Genomic DNA, 16,946 nt, shown 5'->3' on the forward strand with positions numbered 1-16,946 from the left:
CCATAGGCAATTCACCTCAAAAGTTTGCAGTCAGACCAATTTTCAATGTACGACCTGGCGCGGGCATTGCGGAGCGCGTCAGGGGATCCAGATAATAGAGGTTGCTCAAATTGGTGCCGACCAACTCAACATTCACGTCGTCAGTCAGCTTGTAATTGACATAAGCGTCATAGGTAACAATGTCATCCCAGGACAACGGCGTATTCAGGTAATACGAAACCATGGGATTACCGGCGTAGTTACTGTGAAACTTGCTATCATGCCCCTTGTAGTAGATAACGCGGCCGCCAACTTCCAGGCGTCGATCCAGAAACCGGGCACCGATGCCCAAATTGGCCGACCATTCAGGCATCGCCATACCCACCAGGTAGCCACCCAGGAACCCATCATCGACGCAATTTGGCGTACGCCCAGTGGGGTCCAGCAGCATGGCCGAGTTCTCGTCACACACCTTGTTCTTCAAGACATGCGCGACACTCAAATCAGTGAAAAAGCCGCCATTGTCGTAACGACCTTGTAACTCGATGCCCGAGGTCGTCTGCTTTTCGACATTGGAGAACACCAGTTGCGGGCTACGCTCAATCACATTATCGGTTGTATTGTGATAGTAAGTAACCTTGACGTCGGCTTGCTCGCTCCCCAACCAACCACTCAAGTTATGGATATAAGCCGCTTCATAATTATGCGCATGTTCGGGCTCAAGCTCCCAAGGCGTCAGCGAAGCGGAGAACCCCACCGTACTTTCGAACATGCTCGGGTAGCGAATGGCCTCGCTATAACGCAAATAGAACCGGCCGTTTTCCGAGGTGTAGAATGTAGCGGACAGGTTGGGAACCCAGCCTTGATCCCTGCGATGCTTTGCCGACGTGTCGACCGTCTGATTGACCAGATTACCTTCACTGTCGATGAAGCCAGGAGAGCCGTCATAGGTCGAGTGGTAGCACTGCACCACATCCTCACCCGCCGCGGCTGCCGAGATGCACGGATTGTTACTGCGTTTATATCGCCCCTTGCCGTCATGGGCCCAATGTTGACTATGTTCCACATCCAACTCGTACGGCGTCGACTTTTCGAATGACTCAATGTCGGCCTGCCGCTCAGCTTCGGTGTATCCGAAAAGGTCCCACATCAACTGCATGTTTTGAATCTTCTCGTCCACGGCAGCGCGCCATTCCTCCTGCGACAACGTCTTGCGCGTGGTGAACCCGACCTGCTTTCCACTCTGGACATTCTGGGTCGTCACACCCGTATCCCTTTGCTGGCCTTTGAGAAAATCATCGAACGACCAGTACGAGGAATAGCGCCCGCCTGCGGTAAAGCGTGCAAAGGAAACCGGCTGCCAATCAAAGTTGAAGTTATATTCCTGCTCTTCGCGTCGCCCTGCCCTTGGAAAAAGTCGCGTTGCCCCGAACGTGCTCGGGTCGAACATAGTGTCACCCGAACTGAGCTTTTCATGCTGATAGCTCCCACCCAGCGTCAGGTCGAGGCTATCCAACAGCTTCAGCTTGTTGCTTACCGTGAGCCCGGCCCGGTCATGCTTGGCATTGGCCACAGCGGTATTACGAAACTCGCGATTCTGCGCCGTGGTTTCGTTGGGCACGCCACCCGAGCTGTAGGTATCGCTGACGGTCCGGGTCATCCACAAGTTCGAGTAGAAGTCGACCCAACGGTTGTCGTCCGGGTTGAGCTTGTACTCCACGTTATAGGCCTTGCTGTCCACGTGGCTCAGCGGCCACTGCGGTACGCCATAAGTTGCGGCATCGTAAGTACTGCCCGGGGTGAAGAAGGAAATGCGCGAGGGCAGGATCTCGCCATACAACGAGTCGGTGGCGCGGTAGCCAAATTCCAGGCTCTGGCCTTCGTCGATCTTCCAGGTGGCCTTGGCCAGCCACGACTCCATCTTGCTGGAACTGTTGGGCACTTCGTCGCCGGGCTTGTAGATGCGCGCCAGGTTGGGCACGTAGTCCCACTTGCCATCCACCAATTCGCCACTGGCGTAGTAACTGCTCTTTTTCTTGCCCGCGTAGTGGTTGCCCTTTTCCCGATAGGCATACGCGCCCATCAGGTCGAATTGCTCCTGGCGCGTACCCAGTGCCAAGCGGTAGGCCTTGTCGTCGCTGGACAACAAGTCGTTGCTGCTACTGGTGCGCGGGTGCTTATACAGCGACGGGTCGTAGTACGAATTGATCGGGATGTACTGGTAATCCGCACCGGGCATCTGCCCGGTCATCAAGGTAGGCAGCTTGGGTGATACCGAGTTGTTGCTGCCCTCGATCTTGAACTCGCCGCCGAATTCTTCGCCTTCCTTGAGGATGTCATCGACGCTCAGGGTATTGGCTACCACCGCACCGCCGACGCCGCTGTAGACGTTGCGCTCCAGGTTCGGCCCCTTGATCACCTTGATCGAACCGATCAGGTTGGGGTCGATGTAGTTGCGGTTGTTGGCGCCCATGTAGCCGCGGTACACGGTCAGCGCCTGCTCGGTGCCATCGATGGTCAGTGGCACCCGGCCCGGCCCCTGGATGCCGCGTACGTTCGGGTCCAGGGCACCGCTGTTGCGGGCGTCGCCGCTGTAAACGTTGAGCATGCCCTTGAACACGTCAGCGGGGGCGGCGCCCTTGTAGCGCTCGATCTGCTCCTTGCCGGCGTAAACGGTGGAAATGTCCTGGTCGTAGATGTCGCTGTAGCCCTTCTCGTCCCGCGAGCGGCTGTCCCGCTGGCTGTACACGTAAGTGGGGTGCAGGTCATCAGTGCCAGCGCTGGTGGCCGATTGCAGATGGATCACCGGGCGGTCCGGCCCGCCACTCAGGCTGAAGCTGATGGGCAAGCCGCTCAGCAATTGCTTGAGCGCACCTTCCAGAGAGAAACGGCCCTGCACCGGGTTGGCGTACAGGCCACTGAAGGCATCGCCGGTCAGGTAAAGCTCGGCACCCGCCTGGCGCGCCAGCTGCAACATGGCATCTTCAAGTGCCCCGCCCTTCACATCGAACTGATGGTACTGGCCGGCCTGAGCGGCGGCAGCCGGGTCGCTGGCGGCCATGGCAGGCATTACCGGCGTGGCGCCGCAGCAGGCCAACAGTGCCAGCTGAATTCCCAGGCTCAGCTTTCCACGTTGAGGGGCAAAACGCCCTGAAGCTCCCTTTGACATTGTTTCCAGGCACCCTAGCTAAAGACAAATAAGAGTTATTTGCATTCAGTAACGTGCGAAGCTGGAAAACACAGTAGAGCGATATGATCTATTAATTGGCTTTTTTAGATCAGTAAATCAACAGTACACCTGGAAACTCCAGCACCCGGGCATGTGCTTGCCTGGCCAACTGCTTGAGGGAGTCATCAACGCGGTCAATCCGTGCTACCGCATTCACCGGCAGGCGCCGCAGCGCATCGCCGCGCACCAGCGTCAAGCCTGCGCGATAACGGCCCAGCTGCTCGACAGCCTGGGCCAGGGTCTGCTGGCGCAGCACCACCCCGCCGTTCTGCCAACTGGCCAGTTCCTCGGGGGATTGCGCCAGTGGCTTGAGCCCGGCATGGGGCCCGAAGTACAGACTGCCACCTTGCTGCAACACGGCAGATGCCGAAGCATCGTCCAGGCCATGCGAAACCAGGTTGATCTCGACGGTGTGCTGCAGCACGCCTACCCAGCCGGAGCGGTCATCCTTGTCGACCGCGACCAGGTACCGAGTGCCGCGGGCGGTGATGTTTGCCCCTGGCGTGCTGACAGTGAAGGGTCGCGGCTCTGCTTCGCCCACCGGTGACGGGCTGAAGACTGCCTCGCCGCGCTTGAGATGCACAGTACGGCGCTGGCCGTCATACGCGATGCTGAGAATGCTGCGGCTGCCCAGTACGAACTGGCTGCCATCGCCCAACGTGACATGGCGCACTTCGCCGTAGCCGGTCTGGTAGTCGGCGCCCAGGCCCTGCACCCAGAATGGCGGCGCCAGCCACAACCAGCAGGCCATCGCCAACCCACCGAGTGCGCCACCACTGGCCCAGGGCCGTTGCCACAGGGCCTGTAGCCAGCCCAGCGGCCCGGCGGCGCGGGCCGGACGCGGTGGCCGCACATAGCCCTGGCGCAGCGCCGCACTGGCCTGCCACGCACGGTCGAGGCGCTGGGCCACGGCCGCATGCCGGGGGTCGGCTGCCAGCCAACGCCGATAGGCCGCGTGCTCGGCGGGACCGAGGCGACCTTGACGGTGTTTCATGACCCAATCGGCAGCCTTGCGCTCAATCGGGTCAACAGGTTCTGAGGGGTTCACGGTACGCTGTTGCTGCCTGTTGGTGTTTTTCTGGTAGCCCGGCCAGGTCAGCGCTTGCGCCTGGTCTACTGCTCAGGTTCAAGCCCTCGGCCAATCCTGGCCAATGCGCTGGCCAGGTGTTTTTGTACAGAGCTGGTGGAAATCCGTAAATACTCGGCGGCCTCTTTGTGTGTCATGCCTTCTACACGGCACAGCAGAAACACGTTACGCGTGCGTTCGGGCAGCAGCTCCAGGGTTGCGTGCAGGCGCTCCAGCTCCAGGGCGCTCAGGGCCTGGTCCTCTGGCGAACTGGCTTCATCGATCAAGCCGTCAAAGATACTGGCCGGCTCGGCCTCGTAGCGCTTGCTGCCATAGCGCCGATGATGGTCGATCATCAGGTTGTGGGCAACGCGAAACAGGTAGGCCGGGGTGGCAAGCAGCCGCTCTACCCCTTCCATCTGCGCCAGCCGCAAGAAGGTTTCCTGGACGATGTCCGACGCCAGGGATGGCGTGCAGTTCTTGCGCAGCAAGTAGCGGTGCAAGGCGCAGGCATGTTCGTTGAAGAGTTGTTCCAGCACGTCAGCACTTTCCTATGCTCAGGCAAACTGGGGAGGCTGATTATAATGAGAATATTTCTCGTTAAGCCAGGCATTTTGCCACTGTGCAGGGGTGCTGTTACAAAACAAAAAGCCTGACGCATGCAGGCCGATTTCACACGCAAAAAAAAACCCGCGCTGTCGCCAGCGCGGGTTTTTAGTCAAAGCAGAACGATCAACGCTCCAGCAGAATCCGCAGCATGCGGCGCAGCGGTTCGGCGGCGCCCCACAGCAGCTGGTCACCCACGGTGAATGCGCCCAGGTACTGCGAGCCCATGTTCAGCTTGCGGAGGCGGCCAACCGGGATGTTCAAGGTGCCGGTGACCTTGGTTGGGGTCAGTTCCTGCATGCTGATTTCACGCTGGTTCGGCACCAGCTTCACCCACGGGTTGTGCTGGCTGATCATGCCTTCGATGTCGGCGATCGGCACGTCCTTGTTCAGCTTGATGGTCAGCGCCTGGCTGTGGCAACGCATGGCGCCGATGCGCACGCAGATACCATCGACCGGGATCGGGCTCTTGAAGCGGCCGAGGATCTTGTTGGTCTCGGCCTGGGCCTTCCACTCTTCACGGCTCTGGCCGTTCGGCAGTTCCTTGTCGATCCATGGGATCAGGCTGCCCGCCAGTGGCACGCCAAAGTTCTCGGTCGGGAACGCTTCGCTGCGCATGGCCTCGGCAACCTTGCGGTCGATGTCGAGGATGGCGCTGGCCGGGTTGGCCAGGTCATCGGCAACGGCAGCGTGGGTGGCACCCATCTGCTTGATCAGCTCGCGCATGTTCTGCGCGCCAGCACCGGAGGCTGCCTGGTAGGTCATGGCGCTCATCCACTCGACCAGGCCGGCTTCGAACAGGCCACCCAGGCCCATCAGCATCAGGCTGACGGTGCAGTTACCGCCGATGTAGTTCTTGGTACCGGCGTCCAGCTGCTGGTCGATGACCTTGCGGTTGACCGGGTCGAGGACGATCACGGCGTCATCCTGCATGCGCAGGGACGAGGCCGCATCGATCCAGTAACCCTGCCAGCCGGCTTCACGCAGCTTGGGGAAGACCTCGTTGGTATAGTCGCCGCCCTGGCAGGTCAGGATAACGTCGAGGGTCTTGAGCTCTTCAATCGAATACGCGTCCTTGAGCGGCGCTGTATCCTTGCCCACGTTCGGGCCTTGGCCACCCACGTTGGAAGTAGTGAAGAACACCGGCTCGATAAGGTCGAAATCCTGCTCCTCCAGCATCCGCTGCATGAGCACGGAACCGACCATACCGCGCCAACCGATCAGACCTACACGTTTCATCGCAACTACACCTTTGCTAAAAGTGGGCCGCCACCGGGAATTGTGGGTGGCGGGCCAGAGAGATTACAGATTCCGCAGCGCTGCGACTACTGCGTCGCCCATTTCCTGCGTACCAACTTTGCGGCAGCCTTCAGAGAAGATGTCGCCGGTGCGCAGGCCCTGGTCCAGGACCAGGCTCACCGCCTTCTCGATCGCTTCTGCGGCAGCCGACTGATTGAAGCTATAACGCAGCATCATCGACACCGACAGGATGGTCGCCAGCGGGTTGGCGATGCCAAGGCCAGCGATGTCCGGCGCCGAACCGTGACACGGCTCGTACATGCCCTTGTTGTCGGCATCCAGCGACGCAGAAGGCAGCATGCCGATGGAACCGGTCAGCATGGAAGCTTCATCCGACAGAATGTCACCGAACATGTTGTCGGTCACCATCACGTCGAACTGCTTCGGTGCACGCACCAGCTGCATGGCAGCGTTGTCGACGTACATGTGGCTCAGTTCGACATCCGGGTAGCCCTTGGCCACGTCTTCGACCACTTCACGCCACAGCTGGCTGGACGCCAGGACGTTGGCCTTGTCCACCGAGCACAGCTTCTTGCCACGCACGCGGGCCATGTCGAAGCCGACACGGGCAATGCGGCGCACTTCGCTTTCGCTGTACGGCAGGGTGTCGTAGGCCTGGCGCTCGCCGCCTTCCAGCTCGCGCTGGCCACGCGGGGCACCGAAGTAGATGCCACCGGTCAGCTCACGGACGATGAGGATGTCGAGGCCCGAAACGATTTCCGGCTTCAGGGAAGAGGCATCGGCCAGTTGCGGGTAGAGGATGGCCGGGCGCAGGTTGGCGAACAGGCCCAGCTGCGAACGAATTTTAAGCAGGCCGCGCTCCGGGCGGATGTCACGCTCGATCTTGTCCCACTTCGGGCCACCCACGGCGCCCAGCAGCACGGCATCGGCCTTGCGCGCACGCTCCAGGGTTTCGTCGGCCAGCGGCACGCCGTGCTTGTCGATGGCCGCGCCACCGATCACGTCGTGCTCCAGGCTGAAGCCGAGCTGGAACTTGTCGTTGGCCAGTTCCAGCACCTTGACCGCTTCGGCCATGATTTCCGGGCCGATACCGTCACCTGGGAGAATCAGAATCTGCTTGCTCATGCTTTCCTCTATCCATTCACGCGGTGCGGCCAGACGGGCCCCACCGAAAAGTGCTTAACGCTCGGCCCACAACACCAGCACATCGGTGCTGAACGAACCATCGGCCTCGATCTGGTAATACTGCCGTACTTCTTCACCCATGGCTTGCTGCAATTGGCGTATGGCCACGCGCATCGGCTCGGGGGTGCGCATGCGCTCGACCCAGCTGCTGAACTCCAGGCGCAGTGGCTGGCGCGTGTGGCTGCGCACATGCAGGCCGGCTTCGCTGACCTGGCGCTGCCATTCGGCGGCGGAGTAGTCGCGCACATGGCTGGTGTCGCGCAGCACTTCGACCGTTTGCAGGTAGGTGTCGAGCAGCGGGCTGCCGGGCGACATCACGTCGATGAACGCCGCCACGCCACCTGGCTTGAGCACCCGGCGCACTTCGCGCAGGGCCAGGCCCAGGTCGCTCCAGTGGTGGGCCGAGTAGCGGCTGAAGACGAAGTCGAACGAGGCATCGGCGAACGGCAGGCGTTCGGCGGCGCCGCGCTCGGTGGTGATGTTGGCCAGGCCTCGCTCGGCGGCAGCGCTGGCAACCACGTCGAGCATGGATTGCGAGAGGTCGTAGGCGACCACCTCGGCAACCAGCGGGGCGACGTGGAAACTGACATGACCGGCACCGCAGCCCAGGTCCAGCACGCGGGCATGGGCCTGCCCCGCCAGCTCGGCCTGCAACAGGGCGAATTCACTGCCCTGGGCGTGCACGGCGCTGCTGAGGTAGGCGCTGGCCTGTTCGCCGAACTGGCGCTGGACCACATCGGTGTGTTGGGTGCTGGTCATGTCTCGATCCTTTAGGTTTTGGGTTAGCTCTACTGGCCCTATCGCCGGCAAGCCAGCTCCCACAGGAAACCCACAGTATTCAGACCTGTGGTGATCCTGTGGGAGCTGGCTTGCCGGCGATGAGGCCAGCAAACTCACCTACATCACTCAGGCATCACGGAACAGCCAGGGCTGCCCGGCGCGGTGCTTGCCTTCGAAGGCCTTGATCGCATCGCTGTCCTGCAGGGTCAGGCCAATATCGTCCAGGCCGTTGAGCAGGCAGTGCTTGCGGAATGCATCGATCTCGAAGTGCAGCACCTTGCCATCCGGGCGGGTCACCGCCTGCGCCTGCAAGTCGATGGTCAGCTGGTAACCCGGGTTGGCTTCGACCTGCTTGAACAATTCGTCCACTTCCTCATCGCTGAGGATGATCGGCAGCAAGCCGTTCTTGAAGCTGTTGTTGAAGAAGATGTCGGCAAAGCTCGGCGCGATCACGCTGCGGAAGCCGTACTCGTCCAACGCCCACGGGGCGTGCTCACGGCTGGAGCCGCAACCGAAGTTCTCCCGCGCCAGCAACACGCTGGCCCCCTGGTAGCGTTCGTGGTTGAGCACAAACTCGGTGTTCAGCGGGCGCTTGCTGTTGTCTTGGTAGGGCTGGCCCACGTCCAGGTAACGCCATTCGTCGAACAGGTTAGGGCCAAAGCCGGTGCGTTTGATCGACTTCAGAAACTGCTTGGGGATGATCTGGTCGGTGTCGACGTTGGCACGGTCCAACGGCGCGACGAGGCCAGTGTGCTGGGTAAAGGCTTTCATGCTGCGCTCCCTTGGATCAACTCGCGAACATCGATGAAGTGGCCGGTCACCGCGGCAGCGGCCGCCATGGCCGGGCTGACCAGGTGGGTTCGGCCACCGGCGCCCTGACGGCCTTCGAAGTTGCGGTTGGAGGTGGACGCGCAATGCTCGCCGCTCTCCAGGCGGTCCGGGTTCATCGCCAGGCACATCGAGCAGCCTGGCTCACGCCATTCAAAACCGGCTTCGACGAAGATCTTGTCCAGGCCTTCGCGCTCGGCCTGGGCCTTGACCAGGCCCGAACCCGGCACGACGATGGCTTGCTTGACGGTAGCGGCTACCTTGCGGCCCTTGGCGATTTCGGCTGCGGCGCGCAGGTCTTCGATACGCGAGTTGGTGCACGAGCCGATGAACACGCGGTCCAGTTTGATATCGGTGATCGCCTGGTTGGCGGTCAGGCCCATGTACTTCAAGGCACGCTCGATCGAACCACGCTTGACCAGGTCGGCTTCGGCAGCCGGGTCCGGCACGCGCTGGTCGACGGCCAATACCATCTCGGGCGAGGTGCCCCAGCTGACCTGTGGCTTGATCTGGCTGGCATCCAGCTCCACTACAGTGTCGAACACGGCATCGTCATCCGACACCAGGTCTTTCCACGACTCGACCGCTTGTTCCCACTGCTTGCCCTTCGGCGCATACGGGCGGCCTTCAACGTAGGCAACGGTGGTGGCGTCAGTGGCCACCAGGCCCACACGGGCGCCCGCCTCGATGGACATGTTGCAGATGGTCATGCGGCCTTCCATCGACAATTCGCGGATGGCGCTGCCGGCGAACTCCATGGCGTGGCCGTTGCCACCGGCGGTGCCGATCTTGCCGATCACGGCCAGGACGATGTCCTTGGCGGTAACGCCGGCAGGCAACTGGCCTTCCACGCGCACCAGCATGTTCTTCATCTTCTTGGCGACCAGGCACTGGGTGGCGAGCACGTGCTCGACCTCGGAGGTGCCAATGCCGTGGGCCAAGGCACCGAAGGCGCCGTGGGTGGAGGTGTGCGAGTCACCGCAGACCACGGTCATGCCAGGCAAGGTGGCACCCTGCTCCGGGCTGATGACGTGGACGATGCCCTGGCGTTCGTCATTCATCTTGAATTCGACGATGCCGTATTCGTCACAGTTTTCGTCAAGGGTCTGCACCTGCAGGCGCGACACCTGGTCGACGATGGCCTCGATACCGCCCTTGCGCTCTGGCGTGGTCGGCACGTTGTGGTCGGGGGTGGCGATGTTGGTGTCGATGCGCCACGGTTTGCGGTTGGCCAGGCGCAGGCCTTCGAAGGCCTGGGGCGACGTCACTTCGTGGATGATGTGGCGGTCGATGTAGATCAAGGACGAGCCGTCATCACGGCGCTTGACCTCATGGGCTTCCCAGAGTTTGTCGTAGAGCGTTTTGCCAGCCATCAGACTGTTCCTCATCAGCGTCTTTCTATGCCAAAGACCCCTTGGCTTGTACGGACGATGCTATGGGGTTAGATTGAATAACTCAAATTCATAATTTTTATGCTTTGGATAACCCAAAGGAATACAGCACCATGGACCTGGCCAACCTCAGTGCCTTTATCGCCATTGCCGAAACCGGCAGCTTTTCCGGGGCTGCCGAGCGGCTGTTCCTGACCCAGCCGGCCATCAGCAAACGCATCGCCGGGCTGGAGCAGCAACTGGGGGTGCGCCTGTTCGACCGCCTGGGCCGCGAGGTGACCCTGACCGAGGCCGGGCGCGCCCTGCTGCCACGGGCCTACCAGATTCTCAATGTGCTAGATGATACCCGACGGGCGCTGACCAACCTGACCGGGGCCGTGAGCGGTCGTCTGACCCTGGCCACCAGCCATCACATCGGCCTGCACCGCCTGCCTCCATTGTTGCGGGCTTTCACCCGCCAGTACCCGGCCGTGGCGCTGGATATTCAGTTTCTCGATTCAGAACAGGCCTACGACGAAATTCTGCATGGCCGCGCCGAAATTGCCGTGATCACCCTGGCGCCCGACCCGCACCACCTGGTCAAGGCCGTGCCGGTATGGGACGACGCCCTGGACTTTGTCGCCGCCCCCGAGCACCCGCTGGCCAACAACCATGCGGTCAGCCTGGCGGATGTCGCCCGCCACCCGGCGGTCTTCCCTGGCGGCAACACCTTTACCCACCATATTGTCCAGCGCCTGTTCGAAAGCCAGGGCCTGACGCCGAACATCGCCATGAGCACCAACTACCTGGAAACCATCAAGATGATGGTATCGATCGGCCTGGCCTGGAGCGTTTTGCCACGCACCATGCTCGACGAACAGGTTGCACCCATCGCATTGCCCGGCATACAGCTGTCGCGCCAGCTAGGCTACATCTTGCACACGGAGCGTACGCTATCGAACGCGGCCAGGGCATTCATGGCCCTGCTCGACAGCCACGCAGGGCCCGCCTGACCGGCCGTCAGCCCGGTACTTCCAATTCAAGGACGCGTCATACGCCAAAGGTCTGGTACCGATGCCCAAATCAGCAAACCGCTTTTTGCGCCTGCCGCGTATTCCTGCGGCCGATCCCCAAGAGTCGGAGCAGGCCTGGCAGAACGCCCCGCAACTGCTGGCCGCGCTCAACGGCGCACGCCTGGGGGCCTGGCTGTGGGATATCGAAAGCGGCCGGGTCAGCTGGTCCCGGGGCACCCAGGCCCTGTTCGGCTTCGACCCGCAGCGGCCGCTGCCCGCCGATGTCGACTACCTCGACTTGCTGCCCGAGGAAGACCGCGCGCGCACGCGCCAGGTATTCCAGGCCGTGTTCAACGGCGAGCCGGTGGAACAGGCCATGCGCCACCGCATTCGCTGGCCGGACGGTAGCCTGCACTGGCTGGAGATCAACGGCAGCCTGACCCACGACCAGCATGGCCGGCCCCAGATGATCGGGGTGATCCGCGAAATTACCCGCCAGCGCGAGCGGGAAACAGCGCTGATCAATTCGGAAAAGCGCTTCGCCACCCTGTTCCACCTCAGCCCCAACGCCATTTTGCTGACCCGCCGCCACGACGGCATGATCTTCGAAGTCAACCAGCATTTCGAAGACATGTTCGGCTGGCCCGGCAGCCAGGTGATCGGCAAGACCAGCCTGGAGCTGGGCCTGTGGGTCAACCCCGAACAGCGTCACCAGGTCATGGAGTCGACCCGCGCCAGTGGCGGCCCGCTCATCATGGAGGTGCAGTTCCGTGCCTCCAGCGGCAAGGTGCACGACGGCATCCTGTGCACCCAGGGCATCGAACTGGAGGGCGTCACCTTTTTGATCAGCACGTTCGTCGACACCACCGAACGCAAGCGCGCCGAGCAGGCCCTGAAGGACAGCCAGGAACGCCTGGACCTGGCCCTGGACTCGGCGCAGCTGGGCACCTGGGACTGGCACATCCCCAGCGGCATGCTCTACGGCTCGGCCCGCGCCGCGCAGCTGCACGGCCTGCCGCCCACCCCTTTTCACGAATCGTTCGATGCGTTTTTCGAAGGGGTGCCGGAACAGGAACGCAACTCGATGCGCCAGGCTTACCGCAGCCTGCGCGAAGGGCCCGCCGGGAACTACCAGATCACCTACCGGGTGCAACTGGAAAACGGCATCTCGCGCTATATCGAAAGCCGCGCACGGCTTTACCGCGACGAGCAAGGTAACCCGCTGCGCATGGCCGGCACCTTGCTCGACATTACCGACCAGGTGGAGCGTGAGCAGCGCCTGAGCGCCTCGGAAGAGAAGTTCGCCAGCCTTTTCCAGGTCAGCCCCGACCCGATCTGCGTCACCCGCCAGGACACCGGCCAGTTCATCGAGATCAACCCGGCATTCAGCCAGACCTTCGGCTGGGCCAGCGACCAGGTGATTGGCCGCACCGCCGAGGAAATTGGCCTGTGGGCCGAGTCCATCGAACGTGCGCAACGTATCGAGCGGGTCATCCGCGATCGGGCCTTGAGCAACGTCGCCGTGGTGGTCAACCACCGCGACGGCGCGCCATTGACTTGTGTAATCTCCAGCCGCCTGATCACCGTCGACGACCAACCCTGCAGCGTCACCACCCTGCGCGATATTACCCAGCAGCAACGCGCCGAGGCGGCGCTGCAGTCCAGCGAGGAGAAGTTCGCCAAGGCCTTCCACTCCAGCCCAGACGCCATCACCATCACCGAACGCCACAGCGGCCGCTACCTGGAAATCAACGATGGCTTCTGCCGCCTCACCGGCTACAGCGCCGCCGATGTGGTGGGCCACACGGTATACGAGATCGGTATCTGGGCCGACGACAAGCAGCGCAGCGCATTGCTGGCCGAGTTGCGCGAACGCGGCCGGGTGCATCACCGGGAAATGCTCGGGCGTAACAAGCGCGGCGATATCCTCACCGTGGAAGTCTCTGTTGAGCCGATCACCCTCAACGAAGTCGACTGCCTGCTGCTGACCGCCCGCGATGTCAGCCAACTGAAGAATGCCCAGGCGCAGATACGCCACCTGGCCTACCACGACCCGCTGACCAACCTGCCCAACCGCGCCTTGCTGATGGACCGGCTGAGCCAGCAGATCGCCCTGCTCAAGCGCCACAACCTGCGCGGCGCCCTGCTGTTCCTCGACCTGGACCACTTCAAGCACATCAACGACTCGCTGGGCCACCCGGTGGGCGACACGGTGCTGAAGATCATCACCGCACGCCTGGAAGCCAGTGTGCGCTTTGAAGACACCGTGGCCCGGCTGGGTGGCGACGAGTTCGTGGTACTGCTCAGCGGCCTGGAGGGCAGCCGTGAGGTGGTAGAGGAAAAAGTGCGCGAACTGGCCGACACGCTGCGTGAGCTGCTGGCCGAACCGATGTCGCTGGATGGCCAGCGCCTGCAGGTAACGCCCAGCATCGGCGTGGCGCTGATCCCCGACCACGGCACCACCCCGGCCGATCTGCTCAAGCGTGCCGATATCGCCCTTTACCGGGCAAAGGACTCCGGGCGCAACACCACCCAGCTGTTCCATACCACCATGCAGAAGGCCGCCAGCGAACGCCTGCGCATGGAAAACGACCTGCGCCTGGCCTTGGCCCGTGGCGAACTGGCGCTGCACTTCCAGCCGCAGGTGGATGCCCGCGACAACCGTATCGTCGGCGCCGAGGTGCTGCTGCGCTGGCACCACCCGCAACTGGGCCAGCAACCGCCCGCGCAGTTCATTCAGGTACTGGAAGAAAGCGGCCTGATCCTGGAAGTTGGCAGCTGGATCCTTGACGAAGCCTGCGATGCCTGCGCACGCATGCTGGCCGACGGGTTGATCGACGCCGATGATTTCAGCCTGTGCGTGAACATCAGCCCTCGGCAGTTCCGCCAGAACGACTTTGTCGGGCGGGTATTGCGCAGCCTGGACGATTACCGGCTGCCTCGGCACATGCTCAAGCTGGAAATCACCGAAGGTATCGTCATCCAGAACCTGGAAGACACCATCAGCAAGATGCGCGAACTGAAGCGCTACGGGGTGAGTTTTGCCATGGATGACTTCGGCACCGGCTATTCCTCGCTGACCTACCTCAAGCGCCTGCCGGTGGATGCGCTGAAGATCGACCAGACCTTTGTGCGCGATGCACCGAACGACCCCAACGACGCCGAAATCGTCCGCGCTATCGTCGCCATGGCCCGCAGCCTGGACCTGGCTGTGATTGCCGAGGGGGTGGAGTTGACCGAACAGCTGGAGTTTCTGGAACGGCTGGGCTGCCACCTGTACCAGGGCTACCTGCACAGCCGGCCGTTGCCGTTGCCGGAGTTTCGCAAGCTGTTGCTGGAGGCGCCGGCAGACTACTGAAGCAGACGCAGGCACCCACAAAAAAGGGCACCCGAGGGTGCCCTTCTTCATTGCAGCGTGATCAGTTCAGCGCTGGCTTGTCGCCATTGATCGGGATGCGCTTGGCCTTGGCTTCTTCAGGCACGATGCGCAGCAGGTCGATGCTGAGCAGGCCGTTGGCCAGGCCGGCGGCCTTCACTTCGATATGATCGGCCAGGCGGAACGACAGCTTGAAGGCGCGTTGCGCGATACCCTGATGCAGGTAAGTCACTTCAGCGGCACCATTGTCGCGCTTGCCACCGGTCACGGTCAGGACACCTTTCTCGACCTGCAGGTCGAGGTCCTGCTCCTGGAAACCGGCTGCGGCAACCACGATGCGGTAGTGGTCCTCGCCATGCTTTTCCACGTTGTAGGGCGGGTAGCTGCTACCGGCCTCATTACGTGCCGCGGACTCGAACAGGTCGTTGAAACGGTCGAAACCAACGGAATGGCGGAACAGTGGAGCAAGAGAGAAAGCGGTAGTCATGGTCATAAACTCCTGAGATTCAGCAAGTAAGTCACTACGCGACCCGACTTCGGCATCGCGTACTCAAAAGATATGGCCAGAGGGAAAGCTTTCAAGGGGAGCGTTAAAAAAATCTTCTTTTTTGCACTGGGTCTGATGGCCTCTTCGCGGGTAAACCCGCTCCTACAGGGCTGTGCATTACCTGTGGGAGCGGGTTTACCCGCGAAGAGGTCGGTTCAAGCAACACAAGCTTCCAAGGGCTGCGCCTGCACCCCAAGCAACCGGCTGATCCGCGCGCAGTCATCTTCCCGGCGCAACTCGGCAAACAACACCACCGCTTCGGGGTAACTGCGGGTCAGCATCGCCAACCACTGTTTCATCCGCCCCGGCGCATAGCGCGGTGACAGTTTGGCCTGGGCCTGACGCCAGAACTCGCGCAACAACGGCAGCAGGTCGTCCCAACTCATCGGCTGATAGTCCCGCCCGTCGCGCGCCGCAGCAATCTGCAGGCCCAGGTCTGGGCGCGATACCAGGCCACGGCCCAACATGATGTCTTCGGCCCCGCTGACCTCACGGCACCGCTGCCAGTCATCGACGGTCCAGATCTCGCCATTGGCGAACACCGGTACCTTGACCACATCCTGCACCCGCGCCACCCACTCCCAGTGCGCCGGCGGCTTGTAGCCCTCGACCTTGGTCCGCGCATGCACCACCAGATGCGCCGAGCCCCCCTCTGCCAGGGCCGTGGCACAGTCCAGGGCGCCGTCGGGGCTGTCGAAGCCCAGGCGCATCTTCGAAGTGACCGGGATATGCGCCGGCACCGCGCGGCGCACCTCACGTACGATGGCGTGCAGCAACTCCGGCTCTTTGAGCAGCACGGCACCGCCACGTGACTTGTTCACGGTCTTGGCCGGGCAGCCGAAGTTCAGGTCGATCACGGGCGCACCCAGCTCACAGGCCAGCGCCGCGTTTTCCGCCAGGCACCCCGGGTCCGAACCCAGCAACTGCACGCGCATGGGCACCCCGGAAGCCGTGCGCGCACCCTGGCGCAACTCGGGCGCCAGCTTGTGGAACGAGGACGCCGGCAGCAGGCGGTCGCACACGCGGATGAACTCGGTGACGCACCAGTCGATACCGCCCACACGGGTCAATACGTCGCGCAGGATGTTGTCAACCAGCCCCTCCATGGGGGCCAGGGCAATTTGCATGTCGGGGTCTCGGGTGGAAAAGCCGGCAGTCTAACAAAAATTGCCGGCGATTCAGGCGCCGATCAGCGCCGGGCCGTAACCATCGACAAATTCCGCCGGCATGCGCCTGGGCTTGCCGCTGGACAGCTCGATACAGGCAAAGGTGGTTTGTGCGCGCAGCAAGGTTACGCCGTCACGCGGGCGCTTGAGCTGGAAGCGCCGGGTCATGCGCAGGCGCTGATCCCAGTCGATGATCCAGGTGGCCAGTTGCAGCTCGTCGTCCTCGTAAGCGGCGGCGAGGTAGTCGATTTCGTGGCGCACCACAGCCATCGCCCGATCCAGGCGCCGATACTCGGCCAGGTCCAGCCCCAGACGCTGGGAGTGGCGCCAGGCGCAGCGCTCCAGCCAGGTGACGTAGACCGCGTTGTTTGCGTGGCCGAGGCCGTCGATGTCCTCGCTACCGACGCGCAGGTCGATGACGAAGGGTGTTGCCAGGTCCCAGCTCATGTTCGCTTCCTTGGCACAAAAGTCGATTTAGCAGCGACCTGCGGGGCAATGTCCAGCCCCTGCGCAAGATTTACCGGCCTCATCGCCGGCAAGC

The 16,946-nt window shown here is 62.3% G+C and carries 13 protein-coding genes; 2 read left to right on the forward strand and 11 right to left on the reverse strand.

Annotated features, from left to right (window positions below):
* Positions 1–16: 16 nt before the first annotated feature.
* The 8 genes from N805_RS14780 to leuC all read right to left on the reverse strand — a co-directional run bounded on the left by N805_RS14780 (position 17) and on the right by leuC (position 10,306).
* Positions 17–3,049, reverse strand: a complete 3,033-nt coding sequence (locus N805_RS14780) for a TonB-dependent receptor domain-containing protein (RefSeq protein WP_019473019.1) — start codon at positions 3,047–3,049, stop codon at positions 17–19.
* Positions 3,050–3,257: 208 nt separating this feature from the next.
* Positions 3,258–4,202, reverse strand: a complete 945-nt coding sequence (locus tag N805_RS14785; protein ID WP_019473018.1) for a FecR family protein — start codon at positions 4,200–4,202, stop codon at positions 3,258–3,260.
* A 119-nt stretch (positions 4,203–4,321) separates the two neighbouring features.
* Positions 4,322–4,813 (reverse strand): RNA polymerase sigma factor, encoded by a 492-nt coding sequence (locus N805_RS14790; RefSeq protein ID WP_019473017.1) that lies wholly within the window; start codon positions 4,811–4,813, stop codon positions 4,322–4,324.
* Between the two features lie 193 nt (positions 4,814–5,006).
* Positions 5,007–6,119, reverse strand: coding sequence for an aspartate-semialdehyde dehydrogenase (gene asd, locus N805_RS14795; protein ID WP_019473016.1), 1,113 nt, complete (start codon positions 6,117–6,119; stop codon positions 5,007–5,009).
* Positions 6,120–6,182: 63 nt separating this feature from the next.
* Entirely contained in the window at positions 6,183–7,265 is a 1,083-nt protein-coding gene (leuB, locus tag N805_RS14800) for a 3-isopropylmalate dehydrogenase (RefSeq protein ID WP_019473015.1), read from the reverse strand.
* Positions 7,266–7,319: 54 nt separating this feature from the next.
* Positions 7,320–8,084, reverse strand: a complete 765-nt coding sequence (locus N805_RS14805; protein ID WP_019473014.1) for a class I SAM-dependent methyltransferase — start codon at positions 8,082–8,084, stop codon at positions 7,320–7,322.
* 147 nt (positions 8,085–8,231) lie between these two features.
* Positions 8,232–8,876: a 3-isopropylmalate dehydratase small subunit gene (gene leuD / locus N805_RS14810; protein ID WP_019473800.1), complete on the reverse strand. Its 645-nt coding sequence runs from the start codon at positions 8,874–8,876 to the stop codon at positions 8,232–8,234.
* Positions 8,873–10,306 carry a 3-isopropylmalate dehydratase large subunit gene (gene leuC / locus N805_RS14815; protein ID WP_019473801.1) on the reverse strand — a complete coding sequence of 478 codons (1,434 nt, stop codon included), beginning with the start codon at positions 10,304–10,306 and terminating at the stop codon, positions 8,873–8,875. The genes leuD and leuC overlap by 4 nt, the downstream gene beginning before the upstream one ends.
* A 131-nt stretch (positions 10,307–10,437) precedes the next feature.
* Here leuC and N805_RS14820 point away from each other — a divergent pair, with 131 nt between their 5' ends.
* Positions 10,438–11,316: a LysR family transcriptional regulator gene (locus tag N805_RS14820; protein WP_019473802.1), complete on the forward strand. Its 879-nt coding sequence runs from the start codon at positions 10,438–10,440 to the stop codon at positions 11,314–11,316.
* A gap of 61 nt (positions 11,317–11,377) precedes the next feature.
* Positions 11,378–14,674 (forward strand): PAS domain S-box protein, encoded by a 3,297-nt coding sequence (locus tag N805_RS14825; protein ID WP_019473803.1) that lies wholly within the window; start codon positions 11,378–11,380, stop codon positions 14,672–14,674.
* A 61-nt stretch (positions 14,675–14,735) separates the two neighbouring features.
* On the opposite strand, the gene N805_RS14830 is transcribed toward N805_RS14825, so the two are convergent.
* The 3 genes from N805_RS14830 to N805_RS14840 all read right to left on the reverse strand — a co-directional run bounded on the left by N805_RS14830 (position 14,736) and on the right by N805_RS14840 (position 16,852).
* Positions 14,736–15,179, reverse strand: coding sequence for an Hsp20 family protein (locus N805_RS14830; RefSeq protein WP_019473804.1), 444 nt, complete (start codon positions 15,177–15,179; stop codon positions 14,736–14,738).
* A 215-nt stretch (positions 15,180–15,394) separates the two neighbouring features.
* The gene (locus N805_RS14835) at positions 15,395–16,366 is read right to left on the reverse strand and encodes a tRNA dihydrouridine synthase (RefSeq protein WP_019473805.1); all 972 of its coding nucleotides are present in this window, start codon (positions 16,364–16,366) and stop codon (positions 15,395–15,397) included.
* A 51-nt stretch (positions 16,367–16,417) separates the two neighbouring features.
* A complete protein-coding gene (locus tag N805_RS14840) occupies positions 16,418–16,852 on the reverse strand; it encodes an acyl-CoA thioesterase (protein ID WP_019473806.1) in 435 nt (144 codons plus the stop codon).
* Positions 16,853–16,946: the final 94 nt, after the last annotated feature.

Origin of the sequence: Pseudomonas putida S13.1.2, assembly GCF_000498395.2 — a bacterium.
GTDB lineage: Bacteria > Pseudomonadota > Gammaproteobacteria > Pseudomonadales > Pseudomonadaceae > Aquipseudomonas > Aquipseudomonas putida_Q.